The 16231-nt window shown below is 70.2% G+C and carries 16 protein-coding genes; 6 read left to right on the forward strand and 10 right to left on the reverse strand.

Translation table 11 applies throughout. From position 1 onward, the window contains the following. Window positions 1-89: 89 nt before the first annotated feature. From ACFVV1_RS00545 to afsQ1, 4 genes are all read right to left on the reverse strand, one after another. A complete protein-coding gene (locus ACFVV1_RS00545; protein WP_389982299.1) occupies window positions 90-638 on the reverse strand; it encodes a VanZ family protein in 549 nt (182 codons plus the stop codon). A 139-nt stretch (window positions 639-777) separates the two neighbouring features. Beyond that, the gene (locus ACFVV1_RS00550) at window positions 778-1431 is read right to left on the reverse strand and encodes a hypothetical protein (protein ID WP_389982302.1); all 654 of its coding nucleotides are present in this window, start codon (window positions 1429-1431) and stop codon (window positions 778-780) included. Beyond that, window positions 1428-2984, reverse strand: coding sequence for an ATP-binding protein (locus tag ACFVV1_RS00555; RefSeq protein ID WP_389982305.1), 1557 nt, complete (start codon window positions 2982-2984; stop codon window positions 1428-1430). Before ACFVV1_RS00555 ends, ACFVV1_RS00550 begins: the two co-directional genes overlap by 4 nt. Continuing rightward, window positions 2981-3658 carry a two-component system response regulator AfsQ1 gene (gene afsQ1 / locus ACFVV1_RS00560; protein WP_176729344.1) on the reverse strand — a complete coding sequence of 226 codons (678 nt, stop codon included), beginning with the start codon at window positions 3656-3658 and terminating at the stop codon, window positions 2981-2983. The genes ACFVV1_RS00555 and afsQ1 overlap by 4 nt, the downstream gene beginning before the upstream one ends. Before the next feature lie 192 nt (window positions 3659-3850). Between afsQ1 and ACFVV1_RS00565 the strand changes: the two genes are divergently transcribed. From ACFVV1_RS00565 to ACFVV1_RS00580, 4 genes are all read left to right on the forward strand, one after another. Next, window positions 3851-4621 carry a SigE family RNA polymerase sigma factor gene (locus tag ACFVV1_RS00565; RefSeq protein ID WP_389982308.1) on the forward strand — a complete coding sequence of 257 codons (771 nt, stop codon included), beginning with the start codon at window positions 3851-3853 and terminating at the stop codon, window positions 4619-4621. Between the two features lie 361 nt (window positions 4622-4982). Next, complete coding sequence (locus ACFVV1_RS00570) at window positions 4983-5324, forward strand: hypothetical protein (protein ID WP_389982311.1); 342 nt, start codon at window positions 4983-4985, stop codon at window positions 5322-5324. A 189-nt stretch (window positions 5325-5513) separates the two neighbouring features. After that, entirely contained in the window at window positions 5514-7781 is a 2268-nt protein-coding gene (locus tag ACFVV1_RS00575; RefSeq protein WP_389982314.1) for a hypothetical protein, read from the forward strand. 55 nt (window positions 7782-7836) lie between these two features. Further along, a complete protein-coding gene (locus ACFVV1_RS00580) occupies window positions 7837-8841 on the forward strand; it encodes a hypothetical protein (protein ID WP_389982317.1) in 1005 nt (334 codons plus the stop codon). 283 nt (window positions 8842-9124) lie between these two features. On the opposite strand, the gene ACFVV1_RS00585 is transcribed toward ACFVV1_RS00580, so the two are convergent. Then, on the reverse strand, window positions 9125-9835 hold the full coding sequence (locus tag ACFVV1_RS00585; protein WP_389982320.1) for a uridine kinase: 711 nt from the start codon (window positions 9833-9835) through the stop codon (window positions 9125-9127). Between the two features lie 63 nt (window positions 9836-9898). Here ACFVV1_RS00585 and ACFVV1_RS00590 point away from each other — a divergent pair, with 63 nt between their 5' ends. After that, window positions 9899-10273 carry a hypothetical protein gene (locus tag ACFVV1_RS00590; protein ID WP_389982323.1) on the forward strand — a complete coding sequence of 125 codons (375 nt, stop codon included), beginning with the start codon at window positions 9899-9901 and terminating at the stop codon, window positions 10271-10273. Window positions 10274-10387: 114 nt separating this feature from the next. Here ACFVV1_RS00590 and ACFVV1_RS00595 read toward each other — a convergent pair whose 3' ends face one another. Genes ACFVV1_RS00595 through deoC form a run of 3 tightly spaced genes read right to left on the reverse strand, consistent with a single transcriptional unit; the run spans window position 10388 to window position 13675 of the window. Continuing rightward, entirely contained in the window at window positions 10388-11278 is an 891-nt protein-coding gene (locus ACFVV1_RS00595) for an aldehyde dehydrogenase family protein (RefSeq protein ID WP_389982326.1), read from the reverse strand. Beyond that, on the reverse strand, window positions 11268-12707 hold the full coding sequence (locus ACFVV1_RS00600; RefSeq protein WP_389982329.1) for an aldehyde dehydrogenase family protein: 1440 nt from the start codon (window positions 12705-12707) through the stop codon (window positions 11268-11270). Before ACFVV1_RS00600 ends, ACFVV1_RS00595 begins: the two co-directional genes overlap by 11 nt. Before the next feature lie 5 nt (window positions 12708-12712). Then, on the reverse strand, window positions 12713-13675 hold the full coding sequence (gene deoC, locus ACFVV1_RS00605) for a deoxyribose-phosphate aldolase (RefSeq protein ID WP_389983855.1): 963 nt from the start codon (window positions 13673-13675) through the stop codon (window positions 12713-12715). A 124-nt stretch (window positions 13676-13799) separates the two neighbouring features. On the opposite strand from deoC, the gene ACFVV1_RS00610 reads away from it, so the two are divergent. Then, window positions 13800-14465, forward strand: a complete 666-nt coding sequence (locus ACFVV1_RS00610) for a PH domain-containing protein (protein WP_389982332.1) — start codon at window positions 13800-13802, stop codon at window positions 14463-14465. A 100-nt stretch (window positions 14466-14565) separates the two neighbouring features. On the opposite strand, the gene ACFVV1_RS00615 is transcribed toward ACFVV1_RS00610, so the two are convergent. Further along, complete coding sequence (locus tag ACFVV1_RS00615; protein WP_389982335.1) at window positions 14566-15609, reverse strand: DMT family transporter; 1044 nt, start codon at window positions 15607-15609, stop codon at window positions 14566-14568. Further along, window positions 15606-16220, reverse strand: a complete 615-nt coding sequence (locus ACFVV1_RS00620; RefSeq protein ID WP_389982338.1) for a TetR/AcrR family transcriptional regulator — start codon at window positions 16218-16220, stop codon at window positions 15606-15608. The genes ACFVV1_RS00615 and ACFVV1_RS00620 overlap by 4 nt, the downstream gene beginning before the upstream one ends. Window positions 16221-16231 lie beyond the last annotated feature (11 nt).

The raw sequence follows: 16231 nt of genomic DNA on the forward strand, positions 1-16231 counted from the left end.
GCTCCTTCGCGAACCGTTGCTGTGGGAGCAGCTCCGTCGTGCTCCCGATGCGTCCATGGTCGCCCGACGAACGGGGGCAAAGCGTCGCTCTACGGTGCGATACCGACCCTGGGAATCGTCGGGGTCGTGCCCTGAGGTGCTTCGTCCCTGGGGTGGGGCAGCACCCTGATCCGCTGCTGCTTCCTGCGGCGCAGCCGCGCCCGGCACAGGGGTACGAACAGCAGATGGGCGAGCGCCACGCCGGTGGTGTTCAGCAGCAGTGAGTCGACGTCGACGACCTGTCCCGGAACGCCGGTCTGTGCCAGTTCGATCGCCAGCGAGATCAGCGCCCCCGCCGCGACGGTACGGGCCAGCGAGGCCCACGGGGAGACGAACAGCCGGCCTCCGGCCATCGGCAGCAGTACGCCCAGCGGGGCGAGCAGCAGCAGCCCTTCACCGATGCGGCGGGCGGCCTCGACCGGGCCGAGGGACAGGTCCGCTCTGATGCCGGCGAGCGGATGAAGATTCGAGGCGGTCGTCCACGGCACGTCGAGGGGGCGCAGAGTCAGCCACCCGACAACCAGCAGATGCGCGAGAAGGAGAAAGACCCCGGCCGCGCGGAAACGGATGACAGTTTGACTGCCCGAACCTTGACGCACGCACCCCAAGACGCGCCGGGCGGCAGGATCGGTTCCGCCCGGCCGGAAGCAAGCCCGGCCCCGGCCGGAAGCAAGCCCGGCCCCGGCCGGAAGCAAGCCCGGCCCCGGGCGGAAGGACCGCTCCCCGCGCTCCTCCCGGTCAGGCCCCCGTCCCCGTCCCCATCCCCGTCACGGTCCCCGTCCCCGTCACGGTCCCCGGCGTCGGTACCGTCTTCGGTCTGGTCTTCGTCTCCGTGGTGCACAGATATCCGTGCGGCCGGTAGCTCCCGGGCCCGCCCAGCACCACCCTGCCGTCCGGGGCGAGCGTCTTGCTCTCCGCGTACGTGCACACGATCTGCGCCAGCGCCTCGGCCGGCAGGTCCTCCGGCTGTTCGCTGAGCCGCAGCGTGCCCCGTGGGTCACCGCCGCGGGCCGCGCTGACCTGCAGGGTCGCCGGGACGGTGGTGGAGAAGCCGGCCTGCCGCTCATCGGCGGGCGGCTTCTGCTCCAGCTCGTCGAGGAGGGCCTGCGCGATCCGGACCCGGTCCGACTTCGCCTCGTCGACCTGCACCGTACGGTCCACCGTGACCAGCTGCGAGGAGCAGACCAGATAGATCTGTACGGGGACGCCCTGGAGGCTCTGGGTCGGGACGTCCTTGGCGGACATGGAGCACGGCACCTGCGACGGTGCGGCGCCGGCGTCCACCGGTACGGAGGTCGTCCTGATCCCGCAGCCCGCGGCCAGCACGGCCACGGTCACGGCACCGGCCAGCGCCACGGCCGAACGGCGCCCCCGGCGATTGCTGCCCCTCACGTCGCGTCGCCCTCCTCGTCCTGGACCCCCGCGTCGTGATCCCCGGCACTCCCGGCGCCCCCTGCGGAACCGGTGAGCGGCTCGGCATCGCGCGGCAGCCGCAGCACGAACACCGCGCCGTCGCCGTCCGGCGAGTTCGCGGCCGTGATGTCACCGCCGTGGATGTGCGCGTTCTCCATGGCGATCGACAGACCGAGACCGCTGCCCTCGGAGCGGGGGCGGGAGGCGCTGGCCTTGTAGAACCGGTCGAAGACATGCGGCAGGACGTCCTCGGGGATACCGGGGCCGTGGTCGCGGACCTCGATGACGAGTTCGTCGCCCTCGGTCCGTACCGCGACCCGTACCGGCGAACCGCCGTGCTTGAGCGCGTTGCCGATCAGGTTCGCCAGGATCACGTCCAGCCGGCGCGGGTCGAGGCGGACCATCATGCCGCGCTCGGCGTCCAGATCCACCGCGTCCAGCCACGCACGGGCGTCGATGCAGGCGGTGACCTGGTCGGCGACGTCGACGGTGTCGAGGACGAGCCGGGCCGTCCCCGCGTCGAAGCGGGTGACCTCCATCAGGTTCTCCACCAGGTCGTTGAGCCGCCGGGTCTCGCTGACCACCAGGTGCACGGCGGGCGCGATCATCGGGTCGAGGCTGTCGGCCTCGTCCTCCAGCACCTCGGCGACCGCGGTGATTGCGGTGAGCGGGGTCCGCAGTTCGTGCGACATGTCGGCGACGAACCGGCGGCTGGACTCCTCCCGCGCGCTCATGTCCGCGACCTTCTTCTCCAGCGAACTGGCGGTCCTGTTGAACGTACGGGAGAGATCGGCCAGCTCATCGGTGCCGGACACCACGAGCCGGGTGTCGAGCTTGCCCTCGCCGAGCTTGCGGGCGGCGTCACCGAGCCGCTGCACGGGCCGCAGCACGGTCGTCGCCGCGGCCTGCGCGAGCAGCGCCGAGCCGACCAGGGCGAGCCCGGTGGCGATCCCCAGCGACCAGGCCAGGGAGTTCAGATCCTGCCGCTCCTGGTCGAGGGACTTCAGCATGTAGCCGGTCGGGCCACCGCCGATGATCTTCGTACCGCCCACCAGGTACGGCGTACCGCGGATGCTGACCCGCTGCCAGAACAGGTGGTACTCGTACTTGTTGCCCGCTTCGACCGGCTGCTTCTCGTTGACGGCCTTCTGCAGCGACAGCGGCACGTTGTCGAGCGTGAAGGTGTCCAGATCGGAGTTGCCGACGATCGGCTTGCCGGTGTCGCGCTCGTCGACGAGCAGCACGCTGTAGCCGGGGGAACTGCTCGCCATCTGCACGGCGGCGTTCTGCAGGTCGTCCTTGGTGGGCCGCAGCGGCAGCGACGCCGCCCGGCTCTGCATCTCCTGGCGGAAGTCCCCGAGCGCCGAGTCCTGGGTACGTGTCAGTACGGTCTCGCGGTTCAGCCAGTACGCGATCCCCGAGGCGGACACCGCGGCGGTCAGAGCCACCAGCGCGAACACGACGACGAGGCGCAGTCGCAGACTCGTCCAGCGGAGCCCGGTGAGCAGGCTCCGCCTGGTGGCATCGCTCACTGAGGCGAATCCAGTCGGTAGCCCACACCCCGAACGGTACGGATCAGGGTCGGCGAGGACGGTACGTCCTCCACCTTGGCGCGCAGCCGCTGCACACAGGCGTCCACGAGCCGGGAGTCGCCGAGGTAGTCGTGCTCCCAGACGAGCCGCAGCAGCTGCTGCCGCGACAGGGCCTGGCCCGGCCGGCGGCTCAGTTCCAGCAGGAGCCGCAGCTCCGTCGGTGTGAGCTGCAGATCCTCGCCGTTCTTGGTCACGGTCATCGCGGAACGGTCGATCACCACGTTCCCGAAGGACGCGGAGTCGGTGGACTCGCGCTCACCGCGGCGCAGCACCGCCCGGATGCGGGCGTCGAGCACCCGGCCCTGCACGGGTTTCACCACGTAGTCGTCGGCGCCGGACTCCAGCCCGACGACGACGTCGATGTCGTCGCTGCGCGCGGTCAGCAGAATGATCGGCAGCTGGTCGGTGCGCCGGATGCGCCGGCACACCTCGAAACCGTCGATACCGGGCAGCATCACATCCAGCACGATCAGGTCGGGCCGCTGCTCACGCAGCAGTTTCAGGCCGTCCTCTCCCGTCGCCGCGGTGGCCACACGGTGGCCCTGGCGTGACAGCGAGAGTTCGAGGGCCGTGCGGATGGCGTCGTCGTCCTCGATCAGCAACAGGAAAGGCACGCTGGTCATTCTGACCCATGGTGGAGCCCCAGTTCGACAGTTGGGGGCGACTCATACATCCCGCGCCCCGTCGGCGCACCGACGGCAGGCCCTGTGACAGGCCTGTGACAGTCGGCGGACAGCCCCATGAAACTGCCCCGGCAAGCTCATAGGCACAAGGAACGAACGGACTCCACCGATGGGGGGCGCGAGATGAACGCGATTCAGAGCACCACCGCAAGCGCAGTTGTCACGCGTCTCCACGATGTCGGCCGGAGCTCCGAGAAGTCCGGCGTCGGGGGGCGGGGGTGCGTTCGAGGCGCCGGGCGTCAGCACACGTCGTACATGACGGTGGTCGACGCGCCTGTGGGGGCCAACGGGGGAAACAGCGGGGGAAGCAACGGGGGATCCGCGTACGGGGAGGTCATGGGGGAGCGGAAGGCCCCGGCGCAGTCCGAGGACGCCGAAACGGCGTTCACGGCCTACGTCCAGGAGCGCCGCGCCTCCCTGTACGCAACCGCCTACCACCTGACCGGTGACCGGTTCGAGGCCGAGGATCTGCTGCAGAGCGCCCTCTTCTCGACGTACCGGGCATGGGACCGGATCAGCGACAAGGCGGCGGTCGGCGGCTATCTGCGCCGCACCATGACCAACCTGCACATCAGCGCCTGGCGCAGGCGCAAGCTCAACGAGTACCCGACCGAGGAGCTGCCGGAGACGGCGGGCGACACGGACGCGATGCGCGGCACGGAACTGCGCGCCGTGCTCTGGCAGGCGCTGGCGCGGCTGCCCGAACTCCAGCGCACGATGCTGGTCCTGCGGTACTACGAGGGCCGCACCGATCCGGAGATCGCGGCCATCCTCGACATCAGTGTCGGCACGGTGAAGTCCAGCATCTGGCGGTCGCTCCGCCGGCTGCGCGACGACGAGGTCCTCAGCTTCGGCCGTGACCAGGAGGAGTCCTTCGGCGAGCTGGTGGCCTGAAGGCGTACGGGGGGACACGGGGGAACGGGGGAAGCGCAGCGGGGTCGGACGGACCGGAGGGTCCGGCCGACCCCGCTCGCCGTGTGCGCGATGCCTGTGCCGATTCCCCGACCCGGCCGGGCCCGCATCCTTCTCCGGCGTCCCATCCTTCACGCATCGCCGCGCCGCAGTGCGGAAGAAGGCGCTTGTTAGTCTGAGGAGACCACGTCCGGCGTGGGCCGTCGAGGGAACTCATGGGGGACGAGTGAACAGTCAGGCAAGCGAGCCGATACCGACGACCGCGGGGGACGGTGCGTCGACCGCGATGCGGCTCAACCGGATCCCGGACGATCCGCCCTCACCCCCCGTGTACGGCCCCTTCGTGCCCGGCAGCAAGGATCTGGTGTCCACCCCGGCGCAGAAACACGCCGCGGCCAACGCCATAGAGCAGCATCTCGAACCCGAGACCAGGAATTCGGGTGACTGGGCGCGGGAGGAGACCTCGGCCGCAGTCAAGGCGCTCGCCGCCAAGGACGGCCAGGGGTGGATCACTTCACGCGCCCTGAAGAACGCGCACAAGGCCTGGGGCGAGCAGGTGCAGAACCTGATGAACCGACTCGGCGCGGAGAAGCTTGCCCTGCGCGATGCCCATACGATCTTCCAGAAAACCGAGTTGTCGACCGAGGGGCAGATCCAGTCGGTCTCGCCGTTCCACGGTTACTGACGGCTGTGGCACGGGAAGACCGACGCGGCGTGTGCACGCGATGCTCCGGCACCGGTCGTGCTCCCCGTACCGGCCAGGACGCCCGTAGAGCGCGTGTTCATCGACAGCCGCAGTCCACACGCGCGCTGACGCAGGGCCGTCTCCATGCATGCAACATCATCAGGCATACCGGACAACGGGGATAAGGGCATGCCCACCTACCACGAGATCATGAGCACGGACCTGGCTTGTCTGACCACTGCCGCAGGCAAGTGGACGGACATGGCGGGTGAGTTCCACAAGCGCGAGGAACAGTACGACAGGGACGTCCACGGCATCACCATGGGGCAGACCTGGCTCGGCCTGAGCTCCACCGCCGCCAACGTGATGTTCGGCGTCACGCTCAACGAGTACAAGGCCGCCCAGGCCGAGGCGAAGGCGATCGCCTCGCTGCTACGGGACGCGCACTCCCAGTTCACGGATCTGAAGGGCAAGTTGCAGGGGGCGAAGGACGGTGCCGTGGAGGCCGGGATGGCGGTCTCGGACACCGGCAGGGTCACCTTCGACACGGCGAGACTGAGCGAAGGCGCGCGGAACACGTATCACCACGACCCGGACTACCAGAAGTCGGCACGTGAGGCGGTCAGCTCGTGGCAGCAGCAGATCGACCGCCTGGTCGCGGCGATGACGGACGCGGACACCGGGGTGGAGATCGCGCTGAAGGCGGTCGTGCAGGACAGCGACATCCTGGACGGCACGATGCACGGTTTCAACGGCAAGCCCCTCGGCGACATCGAGGAGTACGAGGCACGCAACTCCGAGGAGATCGCGGAGCGCCTGATCGACGGCAAGAAGGTCTCCGACGCCGACCTCGAGGAGCTGGCCCGGTCGGTGCGGGACAACGCCGACGACAAGACCTTTGCCCAGTCCTTCCTGGGCAAGCTGGGCCCCGAAGGCACCGTCAGGCTGAGCGACGTCCTGTCCGACCGCGAGCAGCACGCGGGATCCTCCGACACCCAGTACACGAAGCTGCTGGGCGGACTGGCCAACACGGTCGCGACGGCCACCCACGTCCCCGGTTCGATGGCGGAGGCGGCACCGGGCTCCGCGAAGTTCCAGACCTGGCTGAACAGCGGCGACGGCGCGTTCTACCGGCAGTTCACGGAAGGGCTCAAGAAGGCCGGGGCCAAGAACTACGACTCGAACACCAACCCGCTGTACGGATACCGCCCGTTTGTCGAGATGATGACGCACGCCGACGTGCCGTTCGACGACCAGTTCCTGAACCAGCTCGGCGACGACATGATCGCCGCCGAGAAGAAGAACACCGCCATGTTCGCGCAGTGGGGCGGCAACCACACCGAGGGCCGGGCCGACGCGCTCGACAGCCTTCTCGGCGTGATGAGCAAGAACCCCGACGCGGCCACCGCCTTCTTCGACCCGGAGCTGGACAAGGGGCAGTCGCATCTGGACTACCTGGTGGGCAGCGGCGACGGGGCGCGGGAGTGGCCGCAGACGACCATCGCGGCCGGCCCCACGGTGATCACGCAGGAGGACCCCCTCAGCCGGCACGGCCTGGGGGCCGCGCTGGAGGCCGGAACGACGGGGCAGGAGCCCGGCACGCCTCTGGGCAAGCCCGGACCCCACAGCGAGAGCCAGGCCCGAGTCATGCAGGCGGTCATCGCGGTGCTGGACGAGGGAGCCAGAGGCGACACCGTTCCGGAGGGTCTCAAGGTGCCTCTCGGCCGCGCGCTGAACGACTACACGGCGGACACGCACGCCATTCTGGGCGGCTACGCGCCGGGCAGTCCGGTCGGCCAGGACCACGTCGCCGGATCGGGCGACAGCGCCTCCATCACGAACAGCAAGGACAGTCTGCTGCGGGTGATGCGCGGTGTGTCCGACGGTGTGATCGGCACGGATGCAGAGGGGGACCCCGTACGGGTCTTCGACGCCCTGTATGAGGGGCAGCGTCGCTATGCAGTGGACTACCTGGACACCGGTCGGCACGTACCCGAGAGCAGCCTGACAGAGAACGTGACCGACTGGGACGTCAGGTCGCGCGACGTGGGTGAGGCATTCGGCGGTATGAACGCCATCGGCACGGACATGGTGCTCGACGTCCGTGACGCCGAGATCGGGAAGATCAACGACCAGGCACGCTACGGGTATCACATCGTGGGGGGGCTGGCCAACACGATCCCCGTTGTCGGCGACGTTGCCCAACGTGCTGTGGACGCTGCCACGTACGAGTGGTCCAAGGGCGTCATGGCCGAGGCGGATCTGGTCGCGCTTGGCGACGTCAGCAGGGAGACGGCGAAAGGCATCTACGGCACGAACAACCTCATCGAGTCTTGGGCTGCCACCCGGGAGGCCTCGGACCAGAGCCCAGCCGTCCGGAACGCCGTGGGCGAGGCGAGGCAGAGTTACATCACCGGCCGTGAGGAAGCGTACTCGGCCCTGCGAACTAGGAAGTGAGTAAGTGAGCACAGCAGCGGGCCGTCCCAGGCCGGTAAGGAAGGTCTGGGCTGTCGTGGCCGTCCTGGTCATTGTGGTTGCGGGGCTGCTGCATGCCTATCGCAACACCAATGTGTTGACGGACGACCGGCTTTGCGGGGGGCTGGTCTCCATGGCGAAGGCGGATGTGGTCCTGCCGGGGTCCGGTCGTCTCGATGCCGAGGGAGACGGTCTTGCCGACGACCTGTCAGACACGGTGTGCAAGGTCGAGAAGTCGTCCGTCGTGCTCGGCTCCGGAAAGGGCACCTTGACCCTCCGGGTCTGGGAGGAACATGGTGACGCCCCCTTGGCGGACGAAGCGTGGCCTTACGTGCCGGAGGAGTCGTTCTTCTCCGGAAAGGTGACCGGCGGAGTCGACAGGTACGAGGGGTGGGTCCTGCTGCCCGAGAAGTGTTGGACGACCCAGCCGGTGATCGTCAGAGCCGGCTCCAGCGAACCGATCTCCGACACCACGGCCTTCGCCGCGCTGGTCACCGATGCCGCACGTGCCGTCGCGGCCCGGGCGGCGTGCGGCGAAATCCCCGAGGAACCCGGAACGCTCCTGCCGCCGCGCTCCGAGGCGGCCCGCCCGGTTTCCGAAGGGCGGGTGTGCGGTCTTGACGGTTTCTCCGTCCGGGGGCAGGTGCCGACTGGTACCGAGGTGCTTGAAGCGGGCCAGACGGCGCCCGCTGATCTGTGGTCGTGCACGTTGTTCCTGGACGACGACTCATCTGGCTTCGTCCGTGACGACGGCTTTGTGAAGTACACGGCTTCCCGGGATCCGCTGTTGATTGCCGCGGTGAGGAAGTCGCCGGGCACGAGCAAGGGGGAGGCACCGGACGGCCGGGAAGCCGAGGTCGTCAATGCGCAAACGATTGTTCTGGCCTGTGCCCAAGGACCTCTCTATTTGGCGGCTGATCCAAGGTCGCAGTACTTGGAGGCACGTAAGCGTCACCCGGATCTTCCGCGGCGGGACGCCTACTTCGAGTCGTTCGTGAAGTCCGCGGCCGAGACCTTCGGCTGCGGCACGGCGGCGAGGTGAGGGGATGGCCGCCTCTTCTCCCGCCACCGAGGACCGCGCGGCCCCCGTGCCGGAGCGCCGGGACCGTCCGCGCCTTCGGTAACTCATCCTGGCCCTGGTGTCGCCGGGGCCAGGACGGATCGAACGCGGGCAGAGGGCGGCCGACCGTGAGGCCCTGATGAACCTGGGCCGAGCCGCACCGGGGCCCGTACACACGATGCTCACCGGACCCAGGCCGTAGTGAGTCCACGTAGTAATGCGCCCAGGCCGCGAGTCGCGTCGGCTCACCCTCGCGAGCCTGTCCCTACTCCGGAACCGGCGCCCCCACCGGTGCCCGGCGGCAGCGTCCCGCCGCCGCGGCGGCCAGCCGGCCCAGGGCCTCCTCCTTGCCGCACGGGTGCGCGCCCAGTGCCGCCTGCCGTGCCACGATCCGCCGCTCCGCGCGCATCAGCCGCCACCCCCGCCGCAGCAGGAACGGCACCGACTTGCGGCCCTCCCGCAGATCCCGCAACAGCCGACGGCGGAAGGTCGTCGTCGGACGGCCGCGCAGGCACAGCGCGTCCGCGAGCACGCCCAGTTCCTGGCACCGTTCGACGATGTCCGCCGCGAAGATCCCCTCGGCCACGAACAGTGGTGTGCGGTCGATGTGGAGGGCCTCGTGGTCGACGCGGGAGCTCGTGGCGATGTCGTACACCGGGACGCTCGTCCGCCCCGTGCGGCACAGCTCCGTGACCGCGGCGACGGCCGCATCGGCGTCCCAGGACTGTGCGGAGTCCCAGTCGATGTCCGTGCTTCCGGGGACGAGCGGCAGCGTGGGGTCGTCACCGTCCTTGTAGAAGTCGTCCAGGCGCAGCACCGGCAGATCGGTGCGGGCGGCGAGGGAGGACTTGCCGGAGCCGGAGGGGCCCGCGAGCAGCACGACGCGGGTCAGGAGCGGTTGGGAATTCACAGGACACGATTGTGAGGCATTGACCCGCGCAGGGGACCCCCCGGAGGCCGGGTTGGTATCGAGCATCACACCTCAACTACGCTACGCACTCAAATGGTTACTCGATCGGCTCGATCAGGTGGGAACTCCATGGCACGTCACGCACTTTCCAGGTCCCGGCGCCGCGCTCTGCTGCGGGCAGGTCTGACCGTCACCGCGGCGGGCGCCGCACTCGGCGCGGGAGGTGTGGCGGCCCAGGCGGCGCCGCTGCCCCTCGTACCGGCCACGGGCGCCGACACCGGGGCGCTCGGGCACTCGCTCCACAACGGCATCGCACCGGTGACGCATCTGCGGCTCGACCCGCTGGCCGGTACGGGCACGGACCCGCTGAACAACACGGTGGAGACGCAGATCGCCGACTTCAAGCCGCTCTCCACGGCCACCGTCACCGACCCGGTGACCAGCGGCGGCGCGCTGAAGGACCTGCCGGTGGCGGGGCAGGTCACACAACTGCCGCACGGCTGAGACGGACGCGGACGCGGCCCGCTCCTCCGGGAAATCCGGAGAAGCGGGCCGCGTTCGCGCGGGCGGGCCCGGCCGGCCCTCGCGCGCGTACGTGCGAGGAGCCGGTACGGGGCGTCAGTACGAGGACCCCGAGGTGCCGAGCGCGCCCGTCGGGTGCCAGACCGTCTTCGTCTCCAGAAAGGCCGTCAGGCGGTGGGTGCCCGGATCGGCCGACCAGTCGAAGTCGTCGTCGCCGCGGCGTACCCGCTTCAGGTTGTCCGCCGCCGCGATCTCCAGTTCCTTCGCGAGCGCGGCGTCCGCCCCCGTGAGGTCGATGGCGTTCACGTCCTGGTGGGACGCGAGCGGTGCCGCGATCTCCGCCGTCCTCCCGGACAGGATGTTCACCACGCCGCCCGGCAGGTCGGAGGTGGCCAGTACCTCGCCCAGGGACAGGGCCGGCAGCGGGGCGTCCGCCGAAGCGATGACGACCGCCGTGTTGCCGGTCGCGATCACCGGGGCGATCACCGAGACCAGGCCCAGGAACGACGACTCCTGGGGCGCCAGGACCGCGACCACACCGGTCGGTTCGGGCGTGGACAGGTTGAAGAACGGGCCCGCGACCGGGTTCGCCCCGCCCACGACCTGGCCGATCTTGTCGGTCCAGCCCGCGTACCAGACCCAGCGGTCGATCGCCGCGTCCACCAGGGCCGCGGCCTTGGACTTGGACAGGCCCTCCGCGTCGGCCACTTCCCGGACGAACTGGTCCTTGCGGCCCTCCAGCATCTCCGCGACGCGGTAGAGGATCTGGCCGCGGTTGTACGCCGTGGCGCCCGACCAGCCGCCGAACGCCTTGCGCGCGGCCACGACCGCGTCCCGCGCGTCCTTGCGGGAGGACCGGGGGGCGTTCGCCAGCCACTTGCCCTTGGAGTCCGTCACCTCGTACACCCGGCCGCTCTCGGAGCGGGGGAACTTGCCCCCGACGTACAGCTTGTAGGTCTTGAAGACGCTCAGACGGTTATCGGACATCGAGGTACGCCTCCAGGCCGTGACGGCCGCCTTCGCGGCCGAAGCCCGACTCCTTGTAGCCGCCGAAGGGCGAGGTCGGGTCGAACTTGTTGAACGTGTTGGCCCAGACGACGCCCGCCCGGAGCTTGTTCGCCACCGCGAGGATGCGGGAGCCCTTCTCCGTCCAGATGCCGGCCGAGAGGCCGTACTGGCTGTTGTTGGCCTTGGCGACCGCCTCGTCGGGTGTACGGAACGACAGCACGGACAGCACCGGGCCGAAGATCTCGTCGCGGGCGATGGTGTGCGCCTGGGTGACGTTCGTGAACAGCGTCGGGGCGAACCAGTAGCCGGAGGAGGGGAGTTCGCAGGGGGCGGACCAGCGTGCGGCGCCCTCCGCCTCGCCGGTCTCGGCGAGCGCGGTGATCCGGGCGAGCTGCTCCGCGGAGTTGATCGCGCCGATGTCGGTGTTCTTGTCGAGCGGGTCACCGAGCCGGAGCGTGGACAGCCGGCGCTTCAGGGCGTCCAGCAGCTCGTCCTGGATCGACTCCTGTACGAGCAGGCGCGAGCCCGCGCAGCAGACCTGGCCCTGGTTGAAGAAGATGCCGGTGACGATGCCCTCGACGGCCTGGTCGATCGGGGCGTCGTCGAAGACGATGTTGGCGCCCTTGCCGCCCAGTTCCAGGGTGACCTTCTTGTCCGTACCGGCGACCTGGCGGGCGATGGCCTTGCCGACCGCGGTCGAACCGGTGAAGGCGATCTTGTCGACACCCTCGTGCGCGACGAGCGCCGCGCCCGCGTCCCCGTACCCGGTGAGGATGTTCACGACACCCTTGGGCAGACCCGCCTGGCGGCAGATGTCCGCGAAGAACAGTGCGGAGAGCGGGGTCGTCTCGGCGGGCTTGAGGACCACCGTGTTGCCGGTGGCGAGCGCCGGGGCGATCTTCCACGCGAGCATGAGGAGCGGGAAGTTCCACGGGATGATCTGGCCCGCCACGCCGAGGGGGCGCGGGTTCGCGCCGTAACCGGCGTGGTCCAGCTTGTCGGCCCAGCCCGCGTAGTAGAAGAAGTGCGCCGCGACCAGGGGGAGGTCCGCGTCGCGGGTCTCCTTGATCGGCTTGCCGTTGTCGAGGGTTTCGAGAACGGCAAGCTCGCGGCTGCGCTCCTGGATGATCCGGGCGATCCGGAAGAGGTACTTGGCACGCTCGGAGCCGGGCAGCGCCGACCACTTCTCGAACGCCTTGCGGGCCGCCTGCACGGCCCGGTCGACGTCCGCGGCACCGGCCTGCGCGACCTCGGAGAGCACCTCCTCGGTGCTCGGCGAGACCGTCTTGAAGACCTTGCCGTCGGCCGCGTCGGTGAACTCACCGTCGATGAACAGGCCGTACGAGGGCGCGATGTCGACGACCGCGCGCGACTCGGGCGCGGGTGCGTACTCGAATGCAGATGCCATGGGGATCAGTCCACCGTCACGTAATCGGGGCCGGAGTAACGGCCGGTGCTGAGCTTCTGGCGCTGCATCAGCAGATCGTTCAGCAGGCTGGAGGCGCCGAAGCGGAACCAGTGGTTGTCCAGCCAGTCCTCGCCCGCGGTCTCGTTCACCAGCACCAGGAACTTGATCGCGTCCTTGGAGGTGCGGATGCCGCCGGCCGGCTTCACACCGATCTGTACGCCGGTCTGCGCCCGGAAGTCGCGCACGGCCTCCAGCATCAGCAGGGTGTTCGCCGGGGTGGCGTTCGTCCCGACCTTGCCGGTCGACGTCTTGATGAAGTCCGCGCCCGCCAGCATGCCGAGCCAGGAGGCGCGGCGGATGTTGTCGTACGTGGAGAGTTCGCCGGTCTCGAAGATCACCTTCAGCCGGGCGTCGGTGCCGTCCGCCCGCGCGCACTCGGCCTTCACGGCCAGGATCTCCTCGTACACCTTGAGGTAGCGGCCGGAGAGGAAGGCGCCCCGGTCGATCACCATGTCGATCTCGTCGGCCCCGGCGGCCACGGCGTCGCGGACATCCGCGAGCTTGACGTCGAGTGCGGCGCGGCCGGCCGGGAAGGCCGTCGCCACGGACGCCACCTTCACGCCGGAACCGGCCAGCGCGGCGACGGCGGTCGCCGCCATGTCGGGGTAGACGCAGACCGCGGCGGTGTGCGGGGTCGTGCGGTCGGTCGGGTCGGGATGGACGGCCTTGGTGGCGAGGGCCCGGACCTTGCCCGGGGTGTCCGCGCCTTCCAGCGTCGTCAGGTCGATCATCGAGATGGCCAGGTCGATCGCGTACGCCTTGGCCGTCGTCTTGATCGAACGGGTTCCGAGGGACGCGGCGCGCGCTTCGAGGCCGACGGCGTCGACGCCGGGCAGCCCGTGCAGGAAGCGGCGCAGCGCACTGTCGGACGCGGTCGCGTCGGAGAATGCGGGAGCTGTGGTGGGCATGGTCACCAGATGAGCATATCTACGCGCGTAGCGACCTGTACAGGGGGGCGGGTCCTCCGAGCGTCGCGCAGTACCGGGGCGGCCGCCCCGGCGCCCCTTGCGTGCGTCAGGCAGAATCGGGCCCATGACGAGTCCCACACCACCCGCCGAGCCGACCTACGCCGACCGGGCCTTCCGGTCGCCCGCCGGGATCGTCGGGGGTGTCCTGCTGCTTCTCCTCATCGGCTGGCTCGGCGGGGACGCCGTGGTCCGCGGCGGCGGCCGGGTGCCGTGGCTGGCGCTGGCCGGGCTGCTGACCGTGGTGCCGCTGGTCGCCGCGTTCACGCTGCGGCCCGTCGTGTACGCCAACGACCGGCGCATCCGGATTTGTAACCCGTTCCGGACGATCACCGTGCCGTGGACCGAGGCCGCGGATCTGCGGGCCGGATATTCGAGCGAGCTGCTCACCGAGGACGGCGCCAAGTATCAGATGTGGGCGGTACCGGTGTCGCTGCGGCAGCGGAAGAAGGCCGCCCGGCACCAGGCCCGGCAGTCGGCGGACGACCCGTACGGCCGGACGTCCGTGCACGCCGATGTCCGCGACAGCAGGTCCCGCATGGCGACGGCCGACCAGACCATGGCGGACCTCCGCGAGCTGATGGAGCGGGCGAAGACGAGGGCGGGTGCGAGTGCGGCCGCACAGCCTTCGGCGCCCTCGGAATCCTCGGTCTCGGTGCGCTGGGCGTACGAGTTGATCGCCCCGGCGGTGGTGGGCGTGGTGCTGCTGGTGGTGCTGCTCGCGACCGGCTGAGGCGGGCCGGAGTACGCGCGTACGACGATCGGACGCCGGCGTGCGCACGCTGCCGTCGCCGGAGGTCCGCGGCTTCCGGATTCGGGCGACGGCCTCGAAATCACCGCGCCCGTTCGATCGGACCCGATCCACCGTGCCGTGGCGTGCGCATTCGGTGTCCACCGGCCGCGGCGCCGGGTCCACCGGGCGCGGTCCGGGCTTCCTGCGACACGGTGGGAAGACGCCGACGCCGGGAGGGAACGGTCAGCACACCGAGGCAGGCGATGACGAGGACGACCCCGGTCCAGCCGAGGGCGGGCAGGTGTTCGCCCACGACCAGGACCGCGAACACGGCCGCTACGGCGGGCTCCAGCAGGGACAGGGTGGTCGCGGTACTGACCGGGATGCGGGACAGGCCGAAGCCGAACAGGACGTACCCGGTGAACATCGGTACCAGCGCCATGTAGAGGCCGACGCCCGCGTTCGTCCAGGAGGCGAGCAGCGGTGCGCCGGTGGCCAGCAGCACCGGCACGAGCATCAGCCCGCCCAGCCCGAACACCGCTCCCATGGCCGCGCGCGACGCGATGCCGCGGGTGATGAGGCGGTGTGCCGCCCACGCGTACACGGCGTACGTCGCGCCCGCGACCAGCCCGAGACCCACGCCGGTGACGGTCTGCCCGGCAGAGCCCGTACCGGTCGCGGAACCGGCCTGTGCCGCCTCCGCCGCACACAGCAGTACGGTGCCGGCCAGGCCCAGGGCGGCACCGGCCATCCACCGCCGGGACAGACGTCGCCGGTCGACGATCCGCTCGATCAGGGCGGATGACAGTGGGGCCGAACCGATGGAGACGACCGTTCCCACCGCGACACCGGCCAGATGCATCGAGGTGTAGAACGCCAGCGGATACAGGGCCACGCCCGTTCCCCCGATGAGCACGGTCCGCCACTGCGCCCTCAGCTCCGTACGGACCCGCGCGATGCGACGCCCGGCCATTAGCGCCTGCAACAGGCCTCCCAGGCCCATCGCCGCCGCGCCGATCGCCAGCGGCCCCACCCGCGGCGCGAAGGTCGCCGCGGTGCCCGTGGTGCCCCAGAGCACCGAGGCCAGCAGTACGGCGAGCGCGCCCGCCCCCGGTCCGGCGGCGCGCCCGGCAGGCCGCGTCACAGGCCGTCCACCAGGCGCGCCGCCATGGCGCGGGCGCTCCGCATGCGTGCGCCGTCGCCTTCGAGGCCCGCGCGCACGATGGCCCCTTCGAGCAGGAACGCCAGGTGTTCCGCCGTGGCCCGGGCCCGCTCGTCCTGGCCGGGCAGCAGCTCTTGGAGGTGGGCCGCGAGCAGGCTCTCGACCTCTTCCTTGTGGCGGCGCACCACCGCCCGGCCCTCGTGCCCGGCCGGCAGTTCGGCGGCCGCGTTGAGCAGCCCGCAGCCGCGGAAGCCGTGCTCGTAGGCGAGATCGGCATGGTCGGCGTAGGCGTCGAAGACGGCCAGTACGGATTCCCGCGGGCTCTGCGCGTCGGCCAGGCGCCGCTGGTAGAGGCCGATCCACTCCTCGTGGCGGGCCTGGAGGTAGGCGCGGACGAGGTCGGCCTTGGAGGCGAAGTTGTTGTAGAGGCTCATCTTCGCCACGCCCGCCTCGGCCGTGATCGTGTCGATCCCTGTCGCCGCCACGCCGTCGGCATAGAACCGCCGCGCCGCGGCATCGAGAATCCGTCCCCGCGCAGGCCCTGCTCGCCGCCGCTTTCCCGGCTGCTGCCCGGTGGCGCTCGCCTCGGCCATGTCTGCCTCCC

This window comes from Streptomyces sp. NPDC058092 (assembly GCF_042884935.1).
Classification (GTDB): domain Bacteria; phylum Actinomycetota; class Actinomycetes; order Streptomycetales; family Streptomycetaceae; genus Streptomyces.